Here is a 17,378-nt window from a genome sequence, read left to right on the forward strand (position 1 = left end):
GGCGGGTGCAAGCAAACGGTCAGCGTGATAGTACCGTGCTACAACGAGCGTGAAACGATCGCTGAGTTTTACCGGAGAATGACCGGGGTCGCCGACCGGGCTGGAACGTACGACTTCGAGATCATCTTTGTCAACGACGGGAGCCGGGACGATACCGCCCTGCGGCTGAACGAGCTCTCCGAGCGCGACGCTCGGGTGAAGGTCGTGCACCTGGCCCGCAACATGGGGCACCAGATCGCGATCACCGCGGGGATGGATTTCGCCGGCGGCGACCTGGTGGTCATCATCGATGCCGACCTGCAGGACCCCCCCGAAGAGATCCCCGGCATGCTGGCGAAGCTGGAGGAGGGGTTCGACCTGGTGCACGCCCAGCGCAAGCGGCGCGACGGCGAGAGCCCGTTCAAGCTCGCCACCGCCTGGCTTTTCTACAAGCTGATGCGCCGGTTCTCCACCCGGGAGATCGTCGACAACTGCGGCGATTTCCGCGCCTTCAATAGCAAGGTGCTCAAGGTGGTGCGCACGTTCCGGGAGCGCCACCGCTTCATGCGCGGCATCTTCGCCATCATCGGCTTCAGGCAGTGCATCATCCAGTACGACCGGGACCGCCGCTACGCAGGCGAGACCAAGTACCCGTTCCGCAAGATGCTGAGCCTGGCCATCAACGCCGTCCTCAGTTTTTCCTCAAGCCCCATCCGGTTCATCACCTGGGCGTCCTTCACCCTTTGGGGGATAAGCCTCATCTACCTCATCAAGGCGCTCCTCGATCACTTCGTCTTCAAGGTGACGGTCCCCGGCTGGACCTCGATCATCATCCTGATGACCTTCTACAACGGCATCATCCTCTTCAGTATCGGCATCATCGGCTCGTACGTCGGCAGGTCCTTCGAGCAGTCCCAGGGAAGGCCGCTCTACTGGGTGGGCGACACCAGGAACATCGACCGGGGTGAGGACGCATGAGCTCAACGGCGCATGCCACCCTCCGCCCCCGTCTGGTCCTCGCCCTGATCCTCGTCGCGGCCGCCTGCCTCGCCTACGCGAACACGCTGGCCAACGGGTTCGTCTACGACGACGAGTTCCAGGTGCTCAAGAACCCGTGGATCCGGGACTTCCGCAACCTCCCCGCCATCTTCTCGAGCGAGGTCTGGGGCTTCAAGGGAAGTTCCATCTCCAACTACTACCGGCCGCTTTTGCACGTGGCCTACCTGGTGGGGTACCACCTCTTTGGCCTCGCGGCCTGGGGCTACCATGCCATAAACCTCCTCTTGCACGCGGTGGCGACCCTCCTGGTCTACCTCCTTGCCGAGACCGTGCTCTCCAGGGAGACTGCCGGCGCGCCTTCCGGGGCGTACTCCTTCCCGGCGCTGGCGGCGGCGCTCATCTTCGCGGTCCACCCGATCCACACCGAGGTCGTGGCGCCGGTCATGAGCGTGACCGACCTGCTCCTGACCGTCAGCTACGTCTCGGCGCTCTACCTGCACCTGCGCTTTGCCGAGCGCCCCTGGTACTTCAACCTCGTTCCGGCGGGGTTGTTCGGCCTGGCGCTCCTTTCCAAGGAGATCGGCATCACGCTGCCGCTGGTACTTATTGCCGGCGATTTCCTCCTCGCGCAGCGGCGGGCGCCCTTGGCCAGGTTGGCGGCGCGCCACGCCCCCTACCTGGTCGTTGCCCTGGCCTACCTGGCGGTCCGGGGGAGCGTGCTCGGCGCCTTCGCCCCCATCAACCGGCATCCCGACCTCTCGGGTTTCCAGTTGATCCTCAACATCTTCCCGCTTGCCGTCCAGTACGGTTTCAAGCTGCTGCTGCCGGTGGACCTCAACGCCATGTACGAGTTCCACCCGGTGAAGTCGCTCGCCGAACCGCGCGCCTACCTTTCCGTCGGCGCCGTGGCGGCTGCGGCGTGGCTTTGCCCGGCCGGCGCCCGGAGGTCGAAGACGGTCGCCTTCGGGGTGGTGCTGACCGTGGTTCCGCTGCTTCCGGCCTTCTACATCCGCGCTATTCCGTACCCGTTCGCCGAACGCTACCTCTACCTCCCCTCGGTCGGCGCGGTCCTGGTCCTCGCGGGCCTTTTGGCCCGGTACGCGCGGCAGCCGAAGCTGCTCCGGACGCTGCAGGTCGCCCTGGCCGTGGTCGCCTGCTGCTACCTGGCCGGAACCGTCCGGCGCAACGCCGTCTGGAAGGACAACTACACCCTGTGGTCCGACACCGTGTTGAAATCCCCGGGCAACGCCGTGGTGCACAACAACCTGGGCGAGGCGCTCAGGGTGATGGGGAGGCTGCCGGAGGCGATCGCCCAACTGCGCCAGGCGGCGGAACTGGACCCGCACACCGAGTACTTCCGGCACCTGGGGAACGCCTACTACGAAGCCGGAGACAAAACCGAGGCGGCCCGCCAGTACGAGAAGGCGGTCACCCTGGAACCGGCGAACCCGATGGCCCACAACGATCTCGGTTCACTCTACGCGGAGCTTGGAAACTTCGGGCAGTCCATCGTGCACCTGGAAGCTGCCGTGCGCCTCGACCCTGCCCAGGCCGACAGCCACTTCAACCTGGGGTTGGTCTACCGCGACACCGGCAGGATAGACCCGGCGCTCGCGCAGTTCGAGGCGGCGCTGCGCCTGAACCCCAACGAACCCGCCTACCGTGCCGCGCTGGCCGAAGCCTACGCCGTGAAGCAAAGGAGCAGATAAGTGATCGGAAGGGCCCTGAATCCTCGCGTCAAGAAGCTCGTCGTGATCACCTTGCTGGTCAAGCTCGCCGTACTCGGCCTGATAGGCGCGAGCACGTACCTCGTGCCGTTTTCTTTCACCGGGCACGACGTGAACTTCGTGTACCCGATCGGCGAACCGGCCTACTGGGCCTCCGCCTTCAAAACCTGGGATGCCAACCACTACCTCTACCTGGCCGACAACTGGTACTCCCCGTTCCACATCGGCAACGCCTTCTACCCGCTACTCCCCTTCCTGATCCGGGTGGCGGGGTACCTCGCCCTGGGGCACAACCTGGTTGCGGGACTCGCGGTCTCCACGCTCTGCACGGTCCTCTCGGTGGTGTACCTTTTCCGGCTGGTGGCAACGACGCACGACGAGGAGGTCGCCTTCCGGAGCTGCCTCATCCTGCTCGCCTTCCCGACCAGTTTTTACATCGGCCTGGTGTACACCGAGTCGGTCTTCCTCATGCTGGCGACCATGCTCCTTTACTATCTGAAGGAGAACCGGAGCGCGCCGGCGCTCGCCTGTGCCTTCCTGCTCCCCTTGACCCGCCCCACCGGGATACTGGTCGTCGTCCCGGTGCTCGTCGCCCTGTTTTTCGAGCTGCGCGCCCAAGGGAAACTCGACCCCAAGAAGCTGCTGGTACCGTTCGGATTCCTGGCGGGGTACGGGAGCTACCTCTTGGTGATGCTGCTCGCGACCGGCGACGCCTTTGCCGGCTTCGACGCCCAGAAGGTATTCCAGGCAAGCAACTCGCTGCTCAACATGCTGCATCCGGTGAACTGGTTTCTCTCCAACTTCGTCTACACGGAGTTCACCTTGAACGGCTTCACCACGAGCATCGTGAACCGGGTGTTCTTCGTGGTCTACGCCGTGATCGCGGCGCTCTCCTACCGGAAACTGGACAAGACCCAGTTCGCCTACCTCTTGATTACCGGCCTGGTTCCGGCCCTGACCGGCAGCCTCACCTCGTACGTGCGTTACCTCGTCATCGTGTTCCCCATTTTCGTCTACCTGGCGCTCACGCTGAGGGGAAAAACGGTGTTGTTCTATCTGGTTCCTTGCTCTATCCTTCAGGTCGCCGGCGTTTTGCTGCACGCCTCGAACAGGTGGGTCGCCTGATAAACTCCCCGCCGCGCCGGGGGGAGGATCTAATGTAAGAGATTCGACGGTTTAGGTGCAGTTGCCGTATTCAATTCCATGCAGTTAACGTGAGAGGGGAAAATGACCAAGATAACTCGCAATGATAAATGTCCCTGCGGCAGCGGTAAGAAATACAAGTCGTGCTGCTTGCCCGAACTCGAGGCCCGGAGGTTCGCGGCGCTCGCTGCCCTGCGCGATGCGTGCGGGATCCACCCGAGCGAGCCCGTTTCGGTAGCTAAGGCGATCGTGCTGGCGGTCGAGCATCAAAAGGCCAGCCGCTTCCCCCTTGCCGAGAAGATCTACCACAACGTGCTCCTGCTCGAGCCGGAGCACCAGGATGCCCTTTTCGCCCTCGCCCTGATAGGCCAGGCCAAAGGGGACAAGGACCAGGCCGTGGAGTATCTGGAAAAGTGCCTGAACGCCGACCCCAACAACTACAACTACCGCATCCGGATCGGATCCATCTACAACTCCCTGGATATGCCGGAAAAGGCGCAGGAGTGCTTCCAGAGCATCAGGGAGCTCATCGCCAACACCCCGCTGGACCAGTTCAACCTGGGCAACCTGTTCAACAACCTGGGCGAGCTCAACGAAGCCGCGGTCTGCTACGAGCAGGCACTTAAGGTGAAGCCCGATTTTGGCGAGGCGCACTTCAACCTGGGGACGGTTTACCTGAAACTGGATCAACTCGACAAGGCCGTCGCGTCGCTTCAGTCGGCCCTCAAGGTGAACCCCGGCTACGCGAAAGCCCATAACAACCTGGGGTTCACCCTGAGCAAAAAGGGAGACCTCGATGGTGCCATAGCCCACTACCAGGAAGCCCTCTCCCTCACCCCCGGCTTCGCGCAGGCGCATTACAACCTGGGGAACGCCTTCAAGGCGCAAGGGCTGGAGGAGAAGGCGATGGCCTGTTTCGAAAAGACGCGGGAACTGCAGCCCGATATGCCCGAACTCGCCGAGATCTTTAAAGATTAGCGAAGAGATATTGTAAAGCATTCATGCATACCCCGGTTGACTCCGTCCTGGAATCAAGCCTGCCCCAGCTGTTACCTCCAGGATCCGCTTGGTTCGTGTCGGAGAACCAAGCGGATCCCCTGTCAGATACCCTTGCAGTATTTCCCTCCTTACCCAAACAGCAAGACTTAACACCCCGAGACACAGTAGATAGTGCGGAGCGGACTGTTAAAGAAGCTGTACTGTTCTCTCGGCTATTGACGTAGTACAACCAAGCCAGATCCTATCTGTATCACATCCTTTGAGGCAGCTTTAAAGTATACGCTTTTTATTATTAAAGTACTTGCAAGTTAAGAATAGGTGGATTATAAAAATACAATATTTATGTTTTATTTGTTATGCACGCCCAGTTGGGGGGCACTCGAGAAGGTATCAACAACATGACAAGGGTGATTCTGCGAGGATGTTTTGGACTGGTTTTCATGGCCGTGGCCCTCTCTTTGTTTCTGCCAGAGGAATGCGCGAATTCGGCGTGGGAAACCTATAGAAGGTTCCGGCATGACCCGGGGCAGGTTGCTTTCGATGGTGTACGCAAGACCTTGCCTGACCCGGAAAGCGCAAGGTTCCTGAGCTTTGAAAAGGTCGTCAAAGACGAAGATTACCGTAAGTACGATACCTATTTGTTGAGGTACGCAACGAAGAATTCCTTCGGCGAATACGGGATCAACGAGAGATTCGTGAAAAAGGACGGCAGTACGGATGAGCCGTATTATGCGGAGAGGCAGAAGCTTAAAACGAGAGTCACCAAGACAGGAAATGAGGTTAATTCCGGTTCCCTGAACTGAAGCGGGTCAAGGCCGATCTGTCGCAGAAGCAGTAATGCCATGTGCTGGTCCATTACGTTATCGGATGTTTTGCCAAGAGTATCAAAGTGAGCACCATGACAACAGGCGACAGCGAGCAGCAGGAGTTCCCGATCCCCAAGGTGCCCGACGAGTTTTTCGTCGAGTTTGCCGCTTTGATGAAGCAACTGGACACGGTGAACGAACGGGCTACCCTGAAGTTGCGGAAGATCTACCAGTTCATGGACAGGTTTTCCGAGTACGTCTCCACGTTCACGGTATGCGGCGAAGGTTGTTCGTACTGCTGCCAGAACCAGGTGGGGCTCACGGACCTGGAAGCGAAGCTGATCGAGGAGAATACCGGCAGGGTGAGGAAACAGGCCGGGTCCAGCGCCTCACAACGTGAGCTGAAACCGTGCCCCTTTTTGAACGCGGAAGGGGCCTGTACCATCTATTCCTTCCGTCCCTTTAACTGCCGGACCCTCTTTACCCTCGACGATCCCGAATTTTGTAAAACGGGCGAACCTCATTACATCTACGGCAGCAGCGACGGCCGGTACTCTGTCTACTTCTACGCCAAGCTGAACGAAATCCTGGTGAAGCTCAACGGGCGCAAGCCGGTGTACGATATAAGAGATCTCTTCGAGTAAGGCCGGGCTTACGGCCCAGGCTTTACGGAAGGAGCACAAAAAAAGGTCTCGGCAAACGTGTTGCCGGGACCTTTTTGCGTTGGAGCAGGAATCTTGCCCCCCTGTTACTGGATGTTGAGCAGTTCGACCTCGAAGATGAGCGTAGAGTTGGGGGGGATGTCCCGGCCTGCGCCGCGGCTGCCGTAGGCCAGATCGGGCGGGCAGACCAGCTTTGCCTTGCCGCCGACCTTCATCATCTGTACCCCCTCGGTCCAGCAGGGGATGACCCCCGAGAGCGGGAACGTGGGAATCATTTTGCTCTCGTAGGAGCTGTCGAACACCTTGCCGTTGGGCAGCGTGCCGCGGTAGTTGACCCCGACGACGCTGGAGGCCTTGGGCGAATCGCCGCTCCCCTCCTTGACGGGGATGTACACCAGCCCGGAGGCAGTCTTGACGGCCCCTTTTTCCTTGGCGGCTTTGTCGATGACGTCATTTCCCGCAGCAAGACCCGGGATTGCGAGAGCCAGCGCGATAGCAACACAAATCTTTTTCATACCTGCTCCTCGTTTTCAAAATGGTGATGGGCCCATCCATACTGTCATCGGTAACGCTGCAGCGTCATCCTTAGATGGCGTTGCCTGCGGAGCACCGTGCCGTAACCAGATCTGCGGCAGCAACTACCTTTGGCGGCAGCTGCCTGGTACCTGCAAGGCTCTTCTCAACGGGCAAACTTGGCGAGCATCTTCTGCGCCATCTTCTCGTCGACTCCGGAGAGCATCCGGTACATCTCGTTTGCGCCGGCGGTATCTCCGGCTCTGAAGAGCGACATGCCGAGGTAGTACATGGTCTCAGGATCCCCGGGCTTGATCCGCAGCGCCTGCCGGAAATAGTCCGCCGCCTGGCGAAAATCGCCCAGGTTCCCCGCTACCGATCCCAGGTTGGAGATGGCGTTGAAGTAGTCCGGGCGGAGTTCCAGCGCGCGCTTGAAGCACGCCACCGCCTTGCCATAGTCCCCCTTGCTGGCATAGGCGATCCCCATGGTCTGCCACCCCTCGGGGAAGGTCGGCAGGATCCGGGTGGCCTGCTCTCCGGCCGCGATCGCGTCGTCGAACGATCCCGCCTCGATCTTGGCGTCCGCGAGTCCCTGCCACGCCTTCCAGTTCCGCTCCGTTACCGCTAGCGAGCGCTCGTGGAGCGTGACGCTGTCCCGCCAGTAGCCTGCCTGCTGGTGCGCCACGACTGCCAAAACGCTCACCAGTATTCCTGCCGCCGCCAAGGTTGCCCAATGCGGCAGGCGCACGCGCTCGACCAGTTCTGCTCCCCCGAATACCAGGCTGACGAAGACGCCGATGAGGGGAAGGTAGCTGTAGCGATCCGCCATTGCCTGCCCGCCAACCTGGATGATCCCGATGACCGGCAAGAGCATCACCAGGTACCAGATCCATCCCCAGAGCAGATAGGGGCGGCGGCGCCTCTCCCGGATGCAGAAATAGGAGATGAGGAGCAGGCAGCAAACCGCGACTGCCAGACGACCCAGGGGGAGGTCCGGGCTGACCGTAGCGGGGTGGGGGTAAAAGGAGGCGAGCGACACCGGCCAGAGCGTTTTCTGCAGGTATCCGATGACCGCGATCGCCGCGTTGGTCAGGCGGGGCACCAGGGGGATCGGCGACATGGCGCTCGCCCCGCCGCCGGAAGCCTGTGCCAGGAAGGTGACGATAGCCGTCGCCGCGGAGATAAGCAGAAACGGCAGCTTCGTCAGGATCAGGCGCCGGTAGCGACCGTGCTGCGTTTCCTGCGCCGGGGTGGCTGCGGAATCGAGCGGCCACCAGTCGAGGATCAAAAGGACCACCGGGAGCGTGATCACCATTGGCTTACTGAGGATGCCCAGGGCGAAGAAGCCGATACTGGCGAGGTAGCTGCGGTACGACTCGGTGCGGGAAAAGGTCACATAGGAGTTGAGGCAGAGCAGGAAGAAGAGGGCGCTCAGGACGTCTTTTCGTTCCGAGATCCAGGCCACCGACTCGACGTGCAGGGGGTGAATGGCGAAAAGGGCTGCGACGAGGACGCTGCGCCAGGTGTCCTTAAAAAGCCGCCGCAGCAACACAAAGAGAACCCCGCAGTTGACGGCGTGAAAAAGCAGGTTGACCAGATGTTGCGGACCGGGCGCGGGGCCGAACAGGGAGACGTCCAGCATGTGAGAAAGCCAGGTCAGCGGGTGCCAGTTCGAGGCGTGGAAACCGCTGAAGGCCCACTTGGCGCCCGCAGCCGTAAGCCCCTTAAGGGTCATGGCATTTTGGTAAACATAGATGCTGTCGTCCAGATTGACGAAGCCGAAATGACGGACCTGGAAGAAGACCGCCAGGTTTGCCACGGTAAGCAGGGCCACGACAACCCAGGTCGGCAGGTAGGGCGCTGCTTGTCGGTCCTGCTTAAGCACGTTCATGCTTCTTGTTCCTTTCAGGCGGGCGGCGCTGTGCAGGGGGCGCAGAATCCTGGGCGCGAGGTGTCAAGGTACCTGCAACGGCAGAACTTACTTAGCATAAACCGTTACTGCTGCACAATCTTAAAATGGTATCAGCCACTTGGACACCTTGAAGCGGTGTCAGGTGCTAGGGGCGTGTGTTAGGCCCTGCCGGCGCGCCGGGCGAATGATCATTCGCCCCTAGGTCTAGCTCCGAAATCCATGGCGAGGAAAAAAAGAAGGGCTCACGCTTTTGCAGGTGAGCCCTTCTTTCATGTTACCGGTTGCTGCGGAGTTGCCTCAGCTGCGGGTTACGGCACCTGGATGAGTGCGAACGAAGGGGTTATGGTGTGATCTCCCGCTACCGAGTTGAAGGTGTAGCTGGTTACCGGGCCGATGTAAATTCCGTCAACCGCTACGTTCAGCACCTTGTAGCCGTCTGCCGGGGTGATGGTGTAGGTGATGGTGTCGCCGGCGGTTATCATGGTGGTTCCCAGCGGGTCGATGCTGCCGTTTGCTTCGTTGGTGGAGACGATGGTGTACACGTCCGGGGTAAAGGTGACGCTGATGGTGTGGCTCGTCCCGGAAATCTTCGCGAAGGTGTAGCTGGTCAGTGCCCCCTTGGACACGCCGTCCACCAGCACGTCCGCCACCCGATAACCGGCTGCCGGGGTCATGGTGTAGGTCAGGCTGCTGCCGGTGTATGCCGTACTGACCCCCGCCGGATCGATCGTGCCGTTGGGGCCGGCAGTTGCGGTGACGGTCACCGCCGGGTTCGGCGCGAACTGCGACTCGATGGTGTGGTCCGCCGTTATGTTGCTGAAGGTGTAGCTCGTCACCGCTCCGACGGATACCCCGTCAACCAGTACGTCGGCTACGTGGTAGCCCGGGTTCGGCGTGATGGCGACATAGTAGCTCGAACCGTAGGTCGGGAACACCGGGTTGTACGGGGTCATGCTCCCGTTGGCGCCGACGATGGGGGTGAGGGTGTAGGTGATCAGCCGGAAGCTCGCGCTCAGGGTGTGGTCGGCCGTCACGTTGGTGAAGGAGGTGCTGTACGGGGCGCTGGGGTTTTTGGCCAGCAGCTTGCCGTTGTCGCCCACCGTCACGATCTGGTAGCCGGTAGCCGGAGTCACGGTGTACACCGGGCTGTCGCCTCCCTTGGCGACGCTCACGTCCGCCGACGGGGTGATGCTCCCGCCCGGCCCGACGCTGGTTTTGATGGTGTAGGCGTCGAGCATGAAGGTGACGTGGACGGTGTGGTCGGTAGCCGAGATGTTGCTCAAGGTGTAGCTGGTTGCGGGACCTTTGGAGACGCCGTCCACCACGATGTCGGCCACGCGGTAGGCGGGATCGGCGGTCATGGTGAAGGTCAGGCTCTTCCCTGCCAGGACCGAGATGGCGCCGGACGGGCTGATGCTGCCGTTGGGGCCCGCGCTGGCGGTGACCGTGACGGTCGGGTTCTCGGCGAAGACCGACGCGATGCTGTGGTCGGCCAGGACGTTCGTGAAGGTGTAACTGGTTATCGCGCCTACCGAGACGCCGTCGACCAGCACATCGGCCACGTGGTAACCGGGGCTGGCGACGATGCTGTAGGTCGCGCTGGTGCCGTAGGCTACGTAGGCGACCGAGTTGGGATAGTTGGTGCCGCCCACCCCTGCCGACTGGGTGATGGTGAAGGTTATCGGGGTGAAGCTCACGGCGATGGTGTGGTTCGCCATGATGGAGCTGAAGGTGTAGCTGGTCAGGCTCCCCTTGGAGGCGCCGTCGACCACGACGTTGGCCACCTTGTACCCGGTCGCCGGGGTGAAGTTGTAGACCAGGGTGCTGCCTGGGGCGATGTTGCCGGTTACCCCCGGACGGTCGATGCTGCCGTTTGCCCCCACGGAGGCGGTGATGCTGTAGACATCCAGCGTGAAGGTCGCGGAGATGGTGTGGTTCACCGAGGAGATCTTCGAGAAGGTGTAGCTGCTCAGAGCTCCCTTGGATACCCCGTCCACCACGACGTCGGCGACGCGGTAGCCGGCCGCAGGGGTCATGGTGTAGGTCAGGTTGGTGCCGCTCAGTACGGTGGTGACACCTGCCGGGGTGATGCTGCCGTTATCCCCGGCGCTGGCGGTCACGGTGACCGAGACGTTGGCCTCGAAGCGGACCTCGATGGTGTGCGGGGCGGTTATGTTGGTGATGGTGTAGTTGGCGACCGGGCCGAGGGATACCCCGTCCAAAAGGACGTCGGCCACGTGGTAGCCGGCGCTTGCGGTGAAGCTGCAGTACTGGTTGGCGCCGTAGGTCGGGTACACCGTGCTGGAGGGCGACATGGTGCCGTTGGCGCCGATGACCGGCGTGATGGCGTAGGTCGCCTGCCGGAAGGACGCGCTCAGGACGTGCGCCTTGCTGACGTTTTGGAAGGTGTAGGTGTACGGCCCTGCGGGGGGACGCACGAGCAGTGCGCCGTTGTCGCCTACGGAAGAGATGACGTAGCCGACCGCCGGGGTGATGGTGTAGAGCGGGCTGTTGGCACCCGCAAGGACGTTGGTGTCGCCAGCCGGGGTGATGGTCCCGTTGACCGGCGGGGTGACGCTGATGACGAAGTAGTCCACGTTGACGACGAGCGGGGCGAAGGAGGCGCTGATGGTGTGGTTTGCCGTCACCGAGCTGAAGCTGTAGCTCGTCACCTTGCCGACGGAAACGCCGTCGACCTGGACGTCGGAGAGCTTGTACCCCGCGTTGGGGGTGATGGTGTAGGTCTGGCCCGCGCCGCTGTTCACCGTGGTGATCCCGGCCGGGTCGATGCTCCCGCCGGTCCCTGCGCTGGCGCTGAGGTCGTAGGTGATCGGCGTGAAGGCCGCAACGATGCTGTGCCCTGCGGCGACCGCGCTGAAGGTGTAGCTGGTCACCTTGCCGACCGAGACGCCGTCCACCAGGACATCGGCCACCTTGAAGCCGGCGGCAGGGGTGATGCTGTAGGTCTGCCTCGCGCCGGTCACTACGCTGGTGACGCCTGCCGGGGTGATGCTGCCGTTGGCGCCGGCGGTGGCGATCAGGTCGAAGGTGATCTGGGTGAAGCTTGCGGCGATGGCGTGGTTTCCGGTTACGCCGCTGAAGTTGTACGCGGTCACGGCACCGACGGAGACGCCGTCCACCAGGACGTCCGCCACCTTGTACCCTGCTGCCGGGACGATGCTGTAGCTCTGGTTAGTGCCGTAGTTCACGCTGGCCGGTCCCTGCGGGGTGATGCTGCCGTTGGGACCTGCGCTGGCATTGATCAGGTACTCGATCGGGGTGAAGGTCGCGGCGATGCTGTGGTTCGCGGTGACCTCGCTCAGGGTGTAGCCGGTGACGGCGCCGACGGAGGTTCCGTCGAGCTGGACATCTGCCACTTTGAAGCCGGTGGCGGGGGTGATGACGTAGGCCTGGCTGGTACCGTAGTTCACGCTTAACTGGCCTGCCGGGGCGATGCTGCCGTTCGCGCCGGCGCTGGCGTTGAGGAGGTACACGATCGGGGTGAAGGTTGCACTGATGCTGTGGTTTGCGGTGACGCTGTTGAAGCGGTAGCTGCTGACGGCGCCGACCGAGGAGCCGTCGACCAGGACGTCCGCCACCTTGAAGCCGGTGGCCGGGGTGATGACATAGGACTGGCCGGTGCCGTAGTCCACGCCGGTGACGCCGGCGGGGGTGACGCTGCCGTTTGCCCCTGCGCTGGCGCTCAGGTCGAAGCGGATCGGGGTGAAGGACGCGGTGATGGTGTGGTTCGCCGAGACCGCGGCGAAGCTGTAGCTGGTGATCTTGCCCATCGGCTGGCCGTCAACGAGCACCTGCGCGATCTGGTATCCGGTCGACGGGGCGATGGCGTAGACCGGGCTGTTCTCGCCGGGGAAGAGTACCGTTTCGCCGGAAGCGCTGATGCTGCCGCCCACGCCGGCGCTGGCGCTGACGATGTAGTAGTCGACGCTCTCGGCAAGCGGCGCGAAGGATGCGGTGATGTTGTGGTTCGCGGTCACGTTGGAGAAGCTGTAGCTGGTGACTGCCCCGACGGAGGTCCCGTCGACCAGGACGTCGGCTACCTTGTAGCTGTCGAGCGGAGTGGCGCCGCGGTTGGGGGTGATGGTGTAGCGCAGCTCCGAGCCGCTGTTCACCGAGGTGACGCCGGCCGGGGAGATGCTCCCGTTGGCCCCTGCGTTGGCGCTGACGAGGTACACGATGGGGGTGAAGCTTGCGGCAATGGTATGGTTGCCGGTGACGTTGTTGAAGCTGTAGTTCGGCACGGCCCCGACGGAGACCCCGTCCACGAGGACGTCGGCGATCTTGTAGTTCGCTGCCGCCGTGATGCTGTAGGACTGGCTGGTGCCGCTGTTCACGTTGACCGGGCCGGCGGGATCGATGCTCCCGTTGGCGCCGGCGCTCGCGTTGATGACGTACACGATCGGCGCGAAGCTCGCGGCGATGGTGTGGTTGGCGGTCACGTTGGAGAAGCTGTAGCTCGCCACGGCCCCGACGGAGACCCCGTCGACCAGGACGTCGGCAATCTTGTAGTTGGGTGCTGCCGTGATGCTGTAGGAGAGCCCGGCGCCGCTGTTCACGTTGCTCGCCCCGGCGGGGGTGATGCTGCCGTTTACCCCGGAAGTGGCGGTTACCGCGTAGACGATCGGGGTGAAGGTGGCGGTTATGGTGTGGTTGGCGGTCACGTTGCTAAAGCTGTAGCTTGCCACCGCCCCGACGGAAACCCCGTCGACCACGACCTCGGCGATCTTGTAGTTGGCCGCCGGCACGATGCTGTAGGAGAGGCCGGTGCCGCTGTTCACGTTGCTCGCCCCGGCGGGGGTGATGCTGCCGTTGGCTCCCGCGCTGGCGCTCACCACGTAGACGATGGGGGTGAAGGTGGCGGTGATGGTGTGGTCGCCGGTGACGTTGGCGAAGCTGTAGCTTGCCTCGGGACCGACGGAGACGCCGTCCACCAGGACGTCGGCGATCTTGTAGTTGGGCGCTGCGCTGATGGTGTAGCTCTGGCTGCTGCCGCCGTTCACGTTGACGGGGCCGGCGGGGTCGATGCTGCCGTTGGCGCCCGCGCTGGCAGTGATGACGTGCACGATCGGGGTGAAGGTTGCGGCGATGCTGTGGTTCGCGGTCACGTTGGAGAAGCTGTAGCTCGCCACGGCCCCGACGGAAACGCCGTCCACCTGGACGTCGGCGATCTTATAGTTGACTGCCGCCGTAATGGTATAGGTCTGGCCGGTGCCGCTGTTCACGTTGCAGGGGCCTGCCGGGGTGATGCTGCCGTTGGCCCCGGCGCTGGCGCTCACCACGTAGACGATCGGGGTGAAGCTCGCGGTGATGGTGTGGTCGGCGGTGACGTTCGCGAAGCTGTAGCTGGACACGGGGCCGGCGGAGGCGCCGTCCACCACGACGTCGGCGACCTTGTAGTTGGGCGCGGCGGCGATGCTGAAGGACTGGCCGGTGCCGCTGTTCACGTTGACGGGGCCGGCGGGGTCGATGCTGCCGTTGGCCCCGGCGCTCGCGGTTACCACGTAGACGATCGGGGTGAAGGTGGCGGTAATGGTGTGGTTCGCGGTCACGTCGCTGAAGCTGTAGCTCGACACCGCGCCGACCGAAACGCCGTCTACCTGGACGTCGGCGACCTTGTAGTTGGGTGCCGCCGTGATGCTGTAGGTCTGGCTGCTGCCGCTGTTCACGTTGACCGGGCCGGCGTTGTCGATGCCGCCGTTAGCGCCGGCGCTCGCGGTGATGACGAAGACGACCGGGGTGAAGCTCGCGGTGATGGTGTGGTCCATCGTGACGCTTTTGAAGCTGTAGGAGGTCACCGGGCCGACCGAGGTCCCGTCCACCAGCACATCGGCGACCCTGAAGTTGGCTGCCGGGGTGATGCTGTAGGAGAGGGCGCTGCCGCTGTTGACGTTGCTCGGGCCGGCTGGGGTGATGCTGCCGTTGGCGCCGGCGTTCGCGGTAATGACGTAGACGATGGGGGCGAAGCTTGCGGCTATGGTGTGGTTGGCGGTGACCTTGGTGAAGCTGTAGCTGGCCAGGGGGCCGACCGAGACACCGTCGACCAGGAGGTCGGCGATCTTGTAGTTCGGTGCCGCGGTTACCGCGAAGGACTGGTCGGTGCCGCTGTTGACGCTGGTCGCGCCTGCGGGGGTGATGCTGCCGTTGGCGCCCGCGCTGGCAGTGATGACGTGCACGATCGGGGTGAAGGTTGCGGCGATGGTGTGGTTTGCGGTCACGTTGGTGAAGCTGTAGCTGGCGACCGCCCCGACGGAGACACCGTCGACCAGGACGTCGGCGATCTTGAAGTTCGCTGCCGCGGTGATGGTGAAGCTCTGGTCGGCGCCGCTGTTCACGTTGGTGACCCCGACCGGGGTGATGCTGCCGTTGGCGCCGGCGCTCGCGCTGATCTGGTAGACGATCGGGGCGAAGCTCGCGGCGATGGTGTGGTTTGCGGTCACGTTGGAGAAGCTGTAGCTCGTGACCGCGCCGACGGACGCGCCGTCGACCAGGACGTCCGCCACCTGGAACCCGGCCGCCGGGGTGATGCTGTAGTTCTGGCCGTTACCCTGGTTGACGGTGCTGACCCCCGCCGGTGAGATGCTGCCGTTTGCCCCGGCCGTGGCGGTGATGCTGTAGATATTGGGGGTAAAGCTGGCGCTGATGGTGTGGTCGGAGCCGACATCGCTGAAGGTGTAGCTGGTGACGGCGCCCACGGAGACGTTGTCGACCAGGACGTCCGCCACTTTGAAGCCGGCGGCGGGGGTGATGGTGTAGCTCTGGCTCGCCCCGATGGCAAGGACCGTGGCGCCCGCGGGGGCTATGGTCCCGTTGGCGTCGGCGCTCGCCGTAATGGTGATTGCGTCGTTGAGCGCGAAGATCGCCGCGATGGCGTGCGCCTTCTTGACGTTGGTGAAGGTGAAGGAGGAGATGGCACCCATGCTGTTGTCGCCGTCGACCAGAACGTCGGCAATGTGGTAGCCGCTGGCAGGGGTGATGCTGAAGCTTATGTTCTGGCCCCTATCCACCATGGTAATGCCGGCCGGGGCAATCGTGCCGTGCGGGCCAGCCAAGGCCACCACGGGATAACTCACGTCGCTGTTGCCGGTATCGGACTTGGTGGTCTTCAGCTTGACCAGGTGGTCCCGCGACATCGTCACGATGCAGTCGCTCCCCTGTACCGCATCGCACCCCGACCAGCCGACAAAGGTGGAGTCGGGGGCCGGCGCCGGAGTGAGCCGTACCTGGGTGCCGCCCGGGAAGAACTGCACGCAACCGCCGGAGCAGCTCTGCCCCGGGGTGAAATTGACCACGTCCGTGTTGTTGCTCAGGGTGACCAGGTGCAGCCGGTACTTCGCCTGTACCAGTTCGGGGTCGAAGATCTCGGCGCCCGAGGCGGCGGAGGTCCCGTCCCACCCTCCGGCCACCAGTACCTTGCCGTTGGGGAGCAGGACCGCAGAACTGATGTCGCGCACCGTCGTCATGTTGACCGTCGGGGTAAAGGCCGCCGTTTCGGGATAGTACACTTCCGCGCTGTTCAGGTACCCCAGGGCGTTGCGGCCGCCGGCGATGAGCACCGCGCCGTCCGGCATGAGCGTAGAGGTGTGGTCGGCGCGGACCGAGGCCATGTTGCCGACGCTGCTGAAGCTCCCGGTTGCCGGATCGAAGGCCTCGGCGCTGCCGACGATGCCGCTTTCGTTGCGCCCCCCGGTGACCAGCAGCCTGCCGTCCTCCAGGAGGGAGGTCGTATGAGCGATACGGTTCACGTTAAGGCGTCCCGCCACGGAAAACTTCCCGGTGGAGGGGTCGTAGATCTCCGCGTCGCCGGTGTAGCTCGCGCCGTTCATGCCGCCCACGAGCAGCACCTTGCCGGTTCTCAAGAGGGTTGCGGTGTGGCCGCTGCGGGGGGCGTTGAGGGAGGCAACCTGGGTGATGGAACCTTTTTGCGGGTCGTAGATTTCAGCGGTGGCGATGTACTTGTTGTTGTTGGTGCCGCCGGCCAGCAACACCCTGCCGTCGGGAAGCAGTGTCGCGGAGTGGCCGACCCGGCCCAGGGTAGGGGCCGTTACCGGGGTGAAGGTGCCGTTGGCGGGATCGTAGATCTCGGCGCTGTTGACCGCGGCAGTCCCGTTTCTGCCTCCTGCGATCAGCACCTTGCCGTTGCCGAGCAGGGTCGCCGTATGCTCCATGCGCGCGGCGTTCATCTTCCTGCCTGCGCTGACGTTCCCGGTTGCCGGATCGTAGATGTCGACCGTGTTGAGGCAGTTGGTGTTGTCGTACCCCCCTGCGATCAGGACCAGGCCGTTGGGAAGCAGGGTGATGGTGTTAGCGTAGCGTGTCGCGGTTACGCTTGGCTGCGGGGCAAAGTTCTTGGCCGTCGCCTCGGAAACCGGTACCAGGCACGCCGCCAGCACGAGCAGCGCGGCCAGCCGCATGATGGTGGAGAACCACCACTGGCTCCCCTTTGGTCTTCGAGCGTTACAACTCCCGTGGTTGTGCATGAAGTCCCTCCTGAAAATAAAAATGAAGCAGTACAAGTCGGTATGGAAAAAAAGCTGAAACTCGATCGGTTGTTGCGGCCCTCCGCCAATGCCACCTCCGCAGTGCCTTTTTGCGGGGAGGCACCGGGGCAGGGGCGATG

General features: G+C 63.0%; 9 protein-coding genes. 6 read left to right on the forward strand and 3 right to left on the reverse strand.

What is annotated here, in order from left to right; all coding sequences use genetic code 11:
- Positions 1–24 precede the first annotated feature (24 nt).
- The 6 genes from GMST_RS15090 to GMST_RS15115 all read left to right on the forward strand — a co-directional run bounded on the left by GMST_RS15090 (position 25) and on the right by GMST_RS15115 (position 6,297).
- Positions 25–957 (forward strand): glycosyltransferase family 2 protein, encoded by a 933-nt coding sequence (locus GMST_RS15090; protein ID WP_198424565.1) that lies wholly within the window; start codon positions 25–27, stop codon positions 955–957.
- Entirely contained in the window at positions 954–2,687 is a 1,734-nt protein-coding gene (locus tag GMST_RS15095; RefSeq protein ID WP_183355525.1) for a tetratricopeptide repeat protein, read from the forward strand. Before GMST_RS15090 ends, GMST_RS15095 begins: the two co-directional genes overlap by 4 nt.
- Positions 2,688–3,830 (forward strand): glycosyltransferase family 39 protein, encoded by a 1,143-nt coding sequence (locus GMST_RS15100; RefSeq protein ID WP_183355526.1) that lies wholly within the window; start codon positions 2,688–2,690, stop codon positions 3,828–3,830.
- Positions 3,831–3,932: 102 nt separating this feature from the next.
- Positions 3,933–4,826 (forward strand): SEC-C domain-containing protein, encoded by an 894-nt coding sequence (locus GMST_RS15105; RefSeq protein ID WP_183355527.1) that lies wholly within the window; start codon positions 3,933–3,935, stop codon positions 4,824–4,826.
- A 419-nt stretch (positions 4,827–5,245) separates the two neighbouring features.
- On the forward strand, positions 5,246–5,650 hold the full coding sequence (locus GMST_RS15110; protein WP_183355528.1) for a hypothetical protein: 405 nt from the start codon (positions 5,246–5,248) through the stop codon (positions 5,648–5,650).
- A gap of 95 nt (positions 5,651–5,745) precedes the next feature.
- A complete protein-coding gene (locus GMST_RS15115; protein WP_183355529.1) occupies positions 5,746–6,297 on the forward strand; it encodes a YkgJ family cysteine cluster protein in 552 nt (183 codons plus the stop codon).
- A gap of 104 nt (positions 6,298–6,401) precedes the next feature.
- On the opposite strand, the gene GMST_RS15120 is transcribed toward GMST_RS15115, so the two are convergent.
- The 3 genes from GMST_RS15120 to GMST_RS15130 all read right to left on the reverse strand — a co-directional run bounded on the left by GMST_RS15120 (position 6,402) and on the right by GMST_RS15130 (position 17,238).
- Positions 6,402–6,830 carry an FKBP-type peptidyl-prolyl cis-trans isomerase gene (locus GMST_RS15120; RefSeq protein ID WP_183355530.1) on the reverse strand — a complete coding sequence of 143 codons (429 nt, stop codon included), beginning with the start codon at positions 6,828–6,830 and terminating at the stop codon, positions 6,402–6,404.
- Between the two features lie 164 nt (positions 6,831–6,994).
- Positions 6,995–8,719: a tetratricopeptide repeat protein gene (locus GMST_RS15125; protein WP_183355531.1), complete on the reverse strand. Its 1,725-nt coding sequence runs from the start codon at positions 8,717–8,719 to the stop codon at positions 6,995–6,997.
- A gap of 329 nt (positions 8,720–9,048) precedes the next feature.
- Positions 9,049–17,238, reverse strand: coding sequence for an InlB B-repeat-containing protein (locus GMST_RS15130; RefSeq protein WP_183355532.1), 8,190 nt, complete (start codon positions 17,236–17,238; stop codon positions 9,049–9,051).
- Positions 17,239–17,378 lie beyond the last annotated feature (140 nt).

Origin of the sequence: Geomonas silvestris, assembly GCF_014193515.1 — a bacterium.
GTDB classification, from domain to species: Bacteria; Desulfobacterota; Desulfuromonadia; order Geobacterales; family Geobacteraceae; genus Geomonas; species Geomonas silvestris.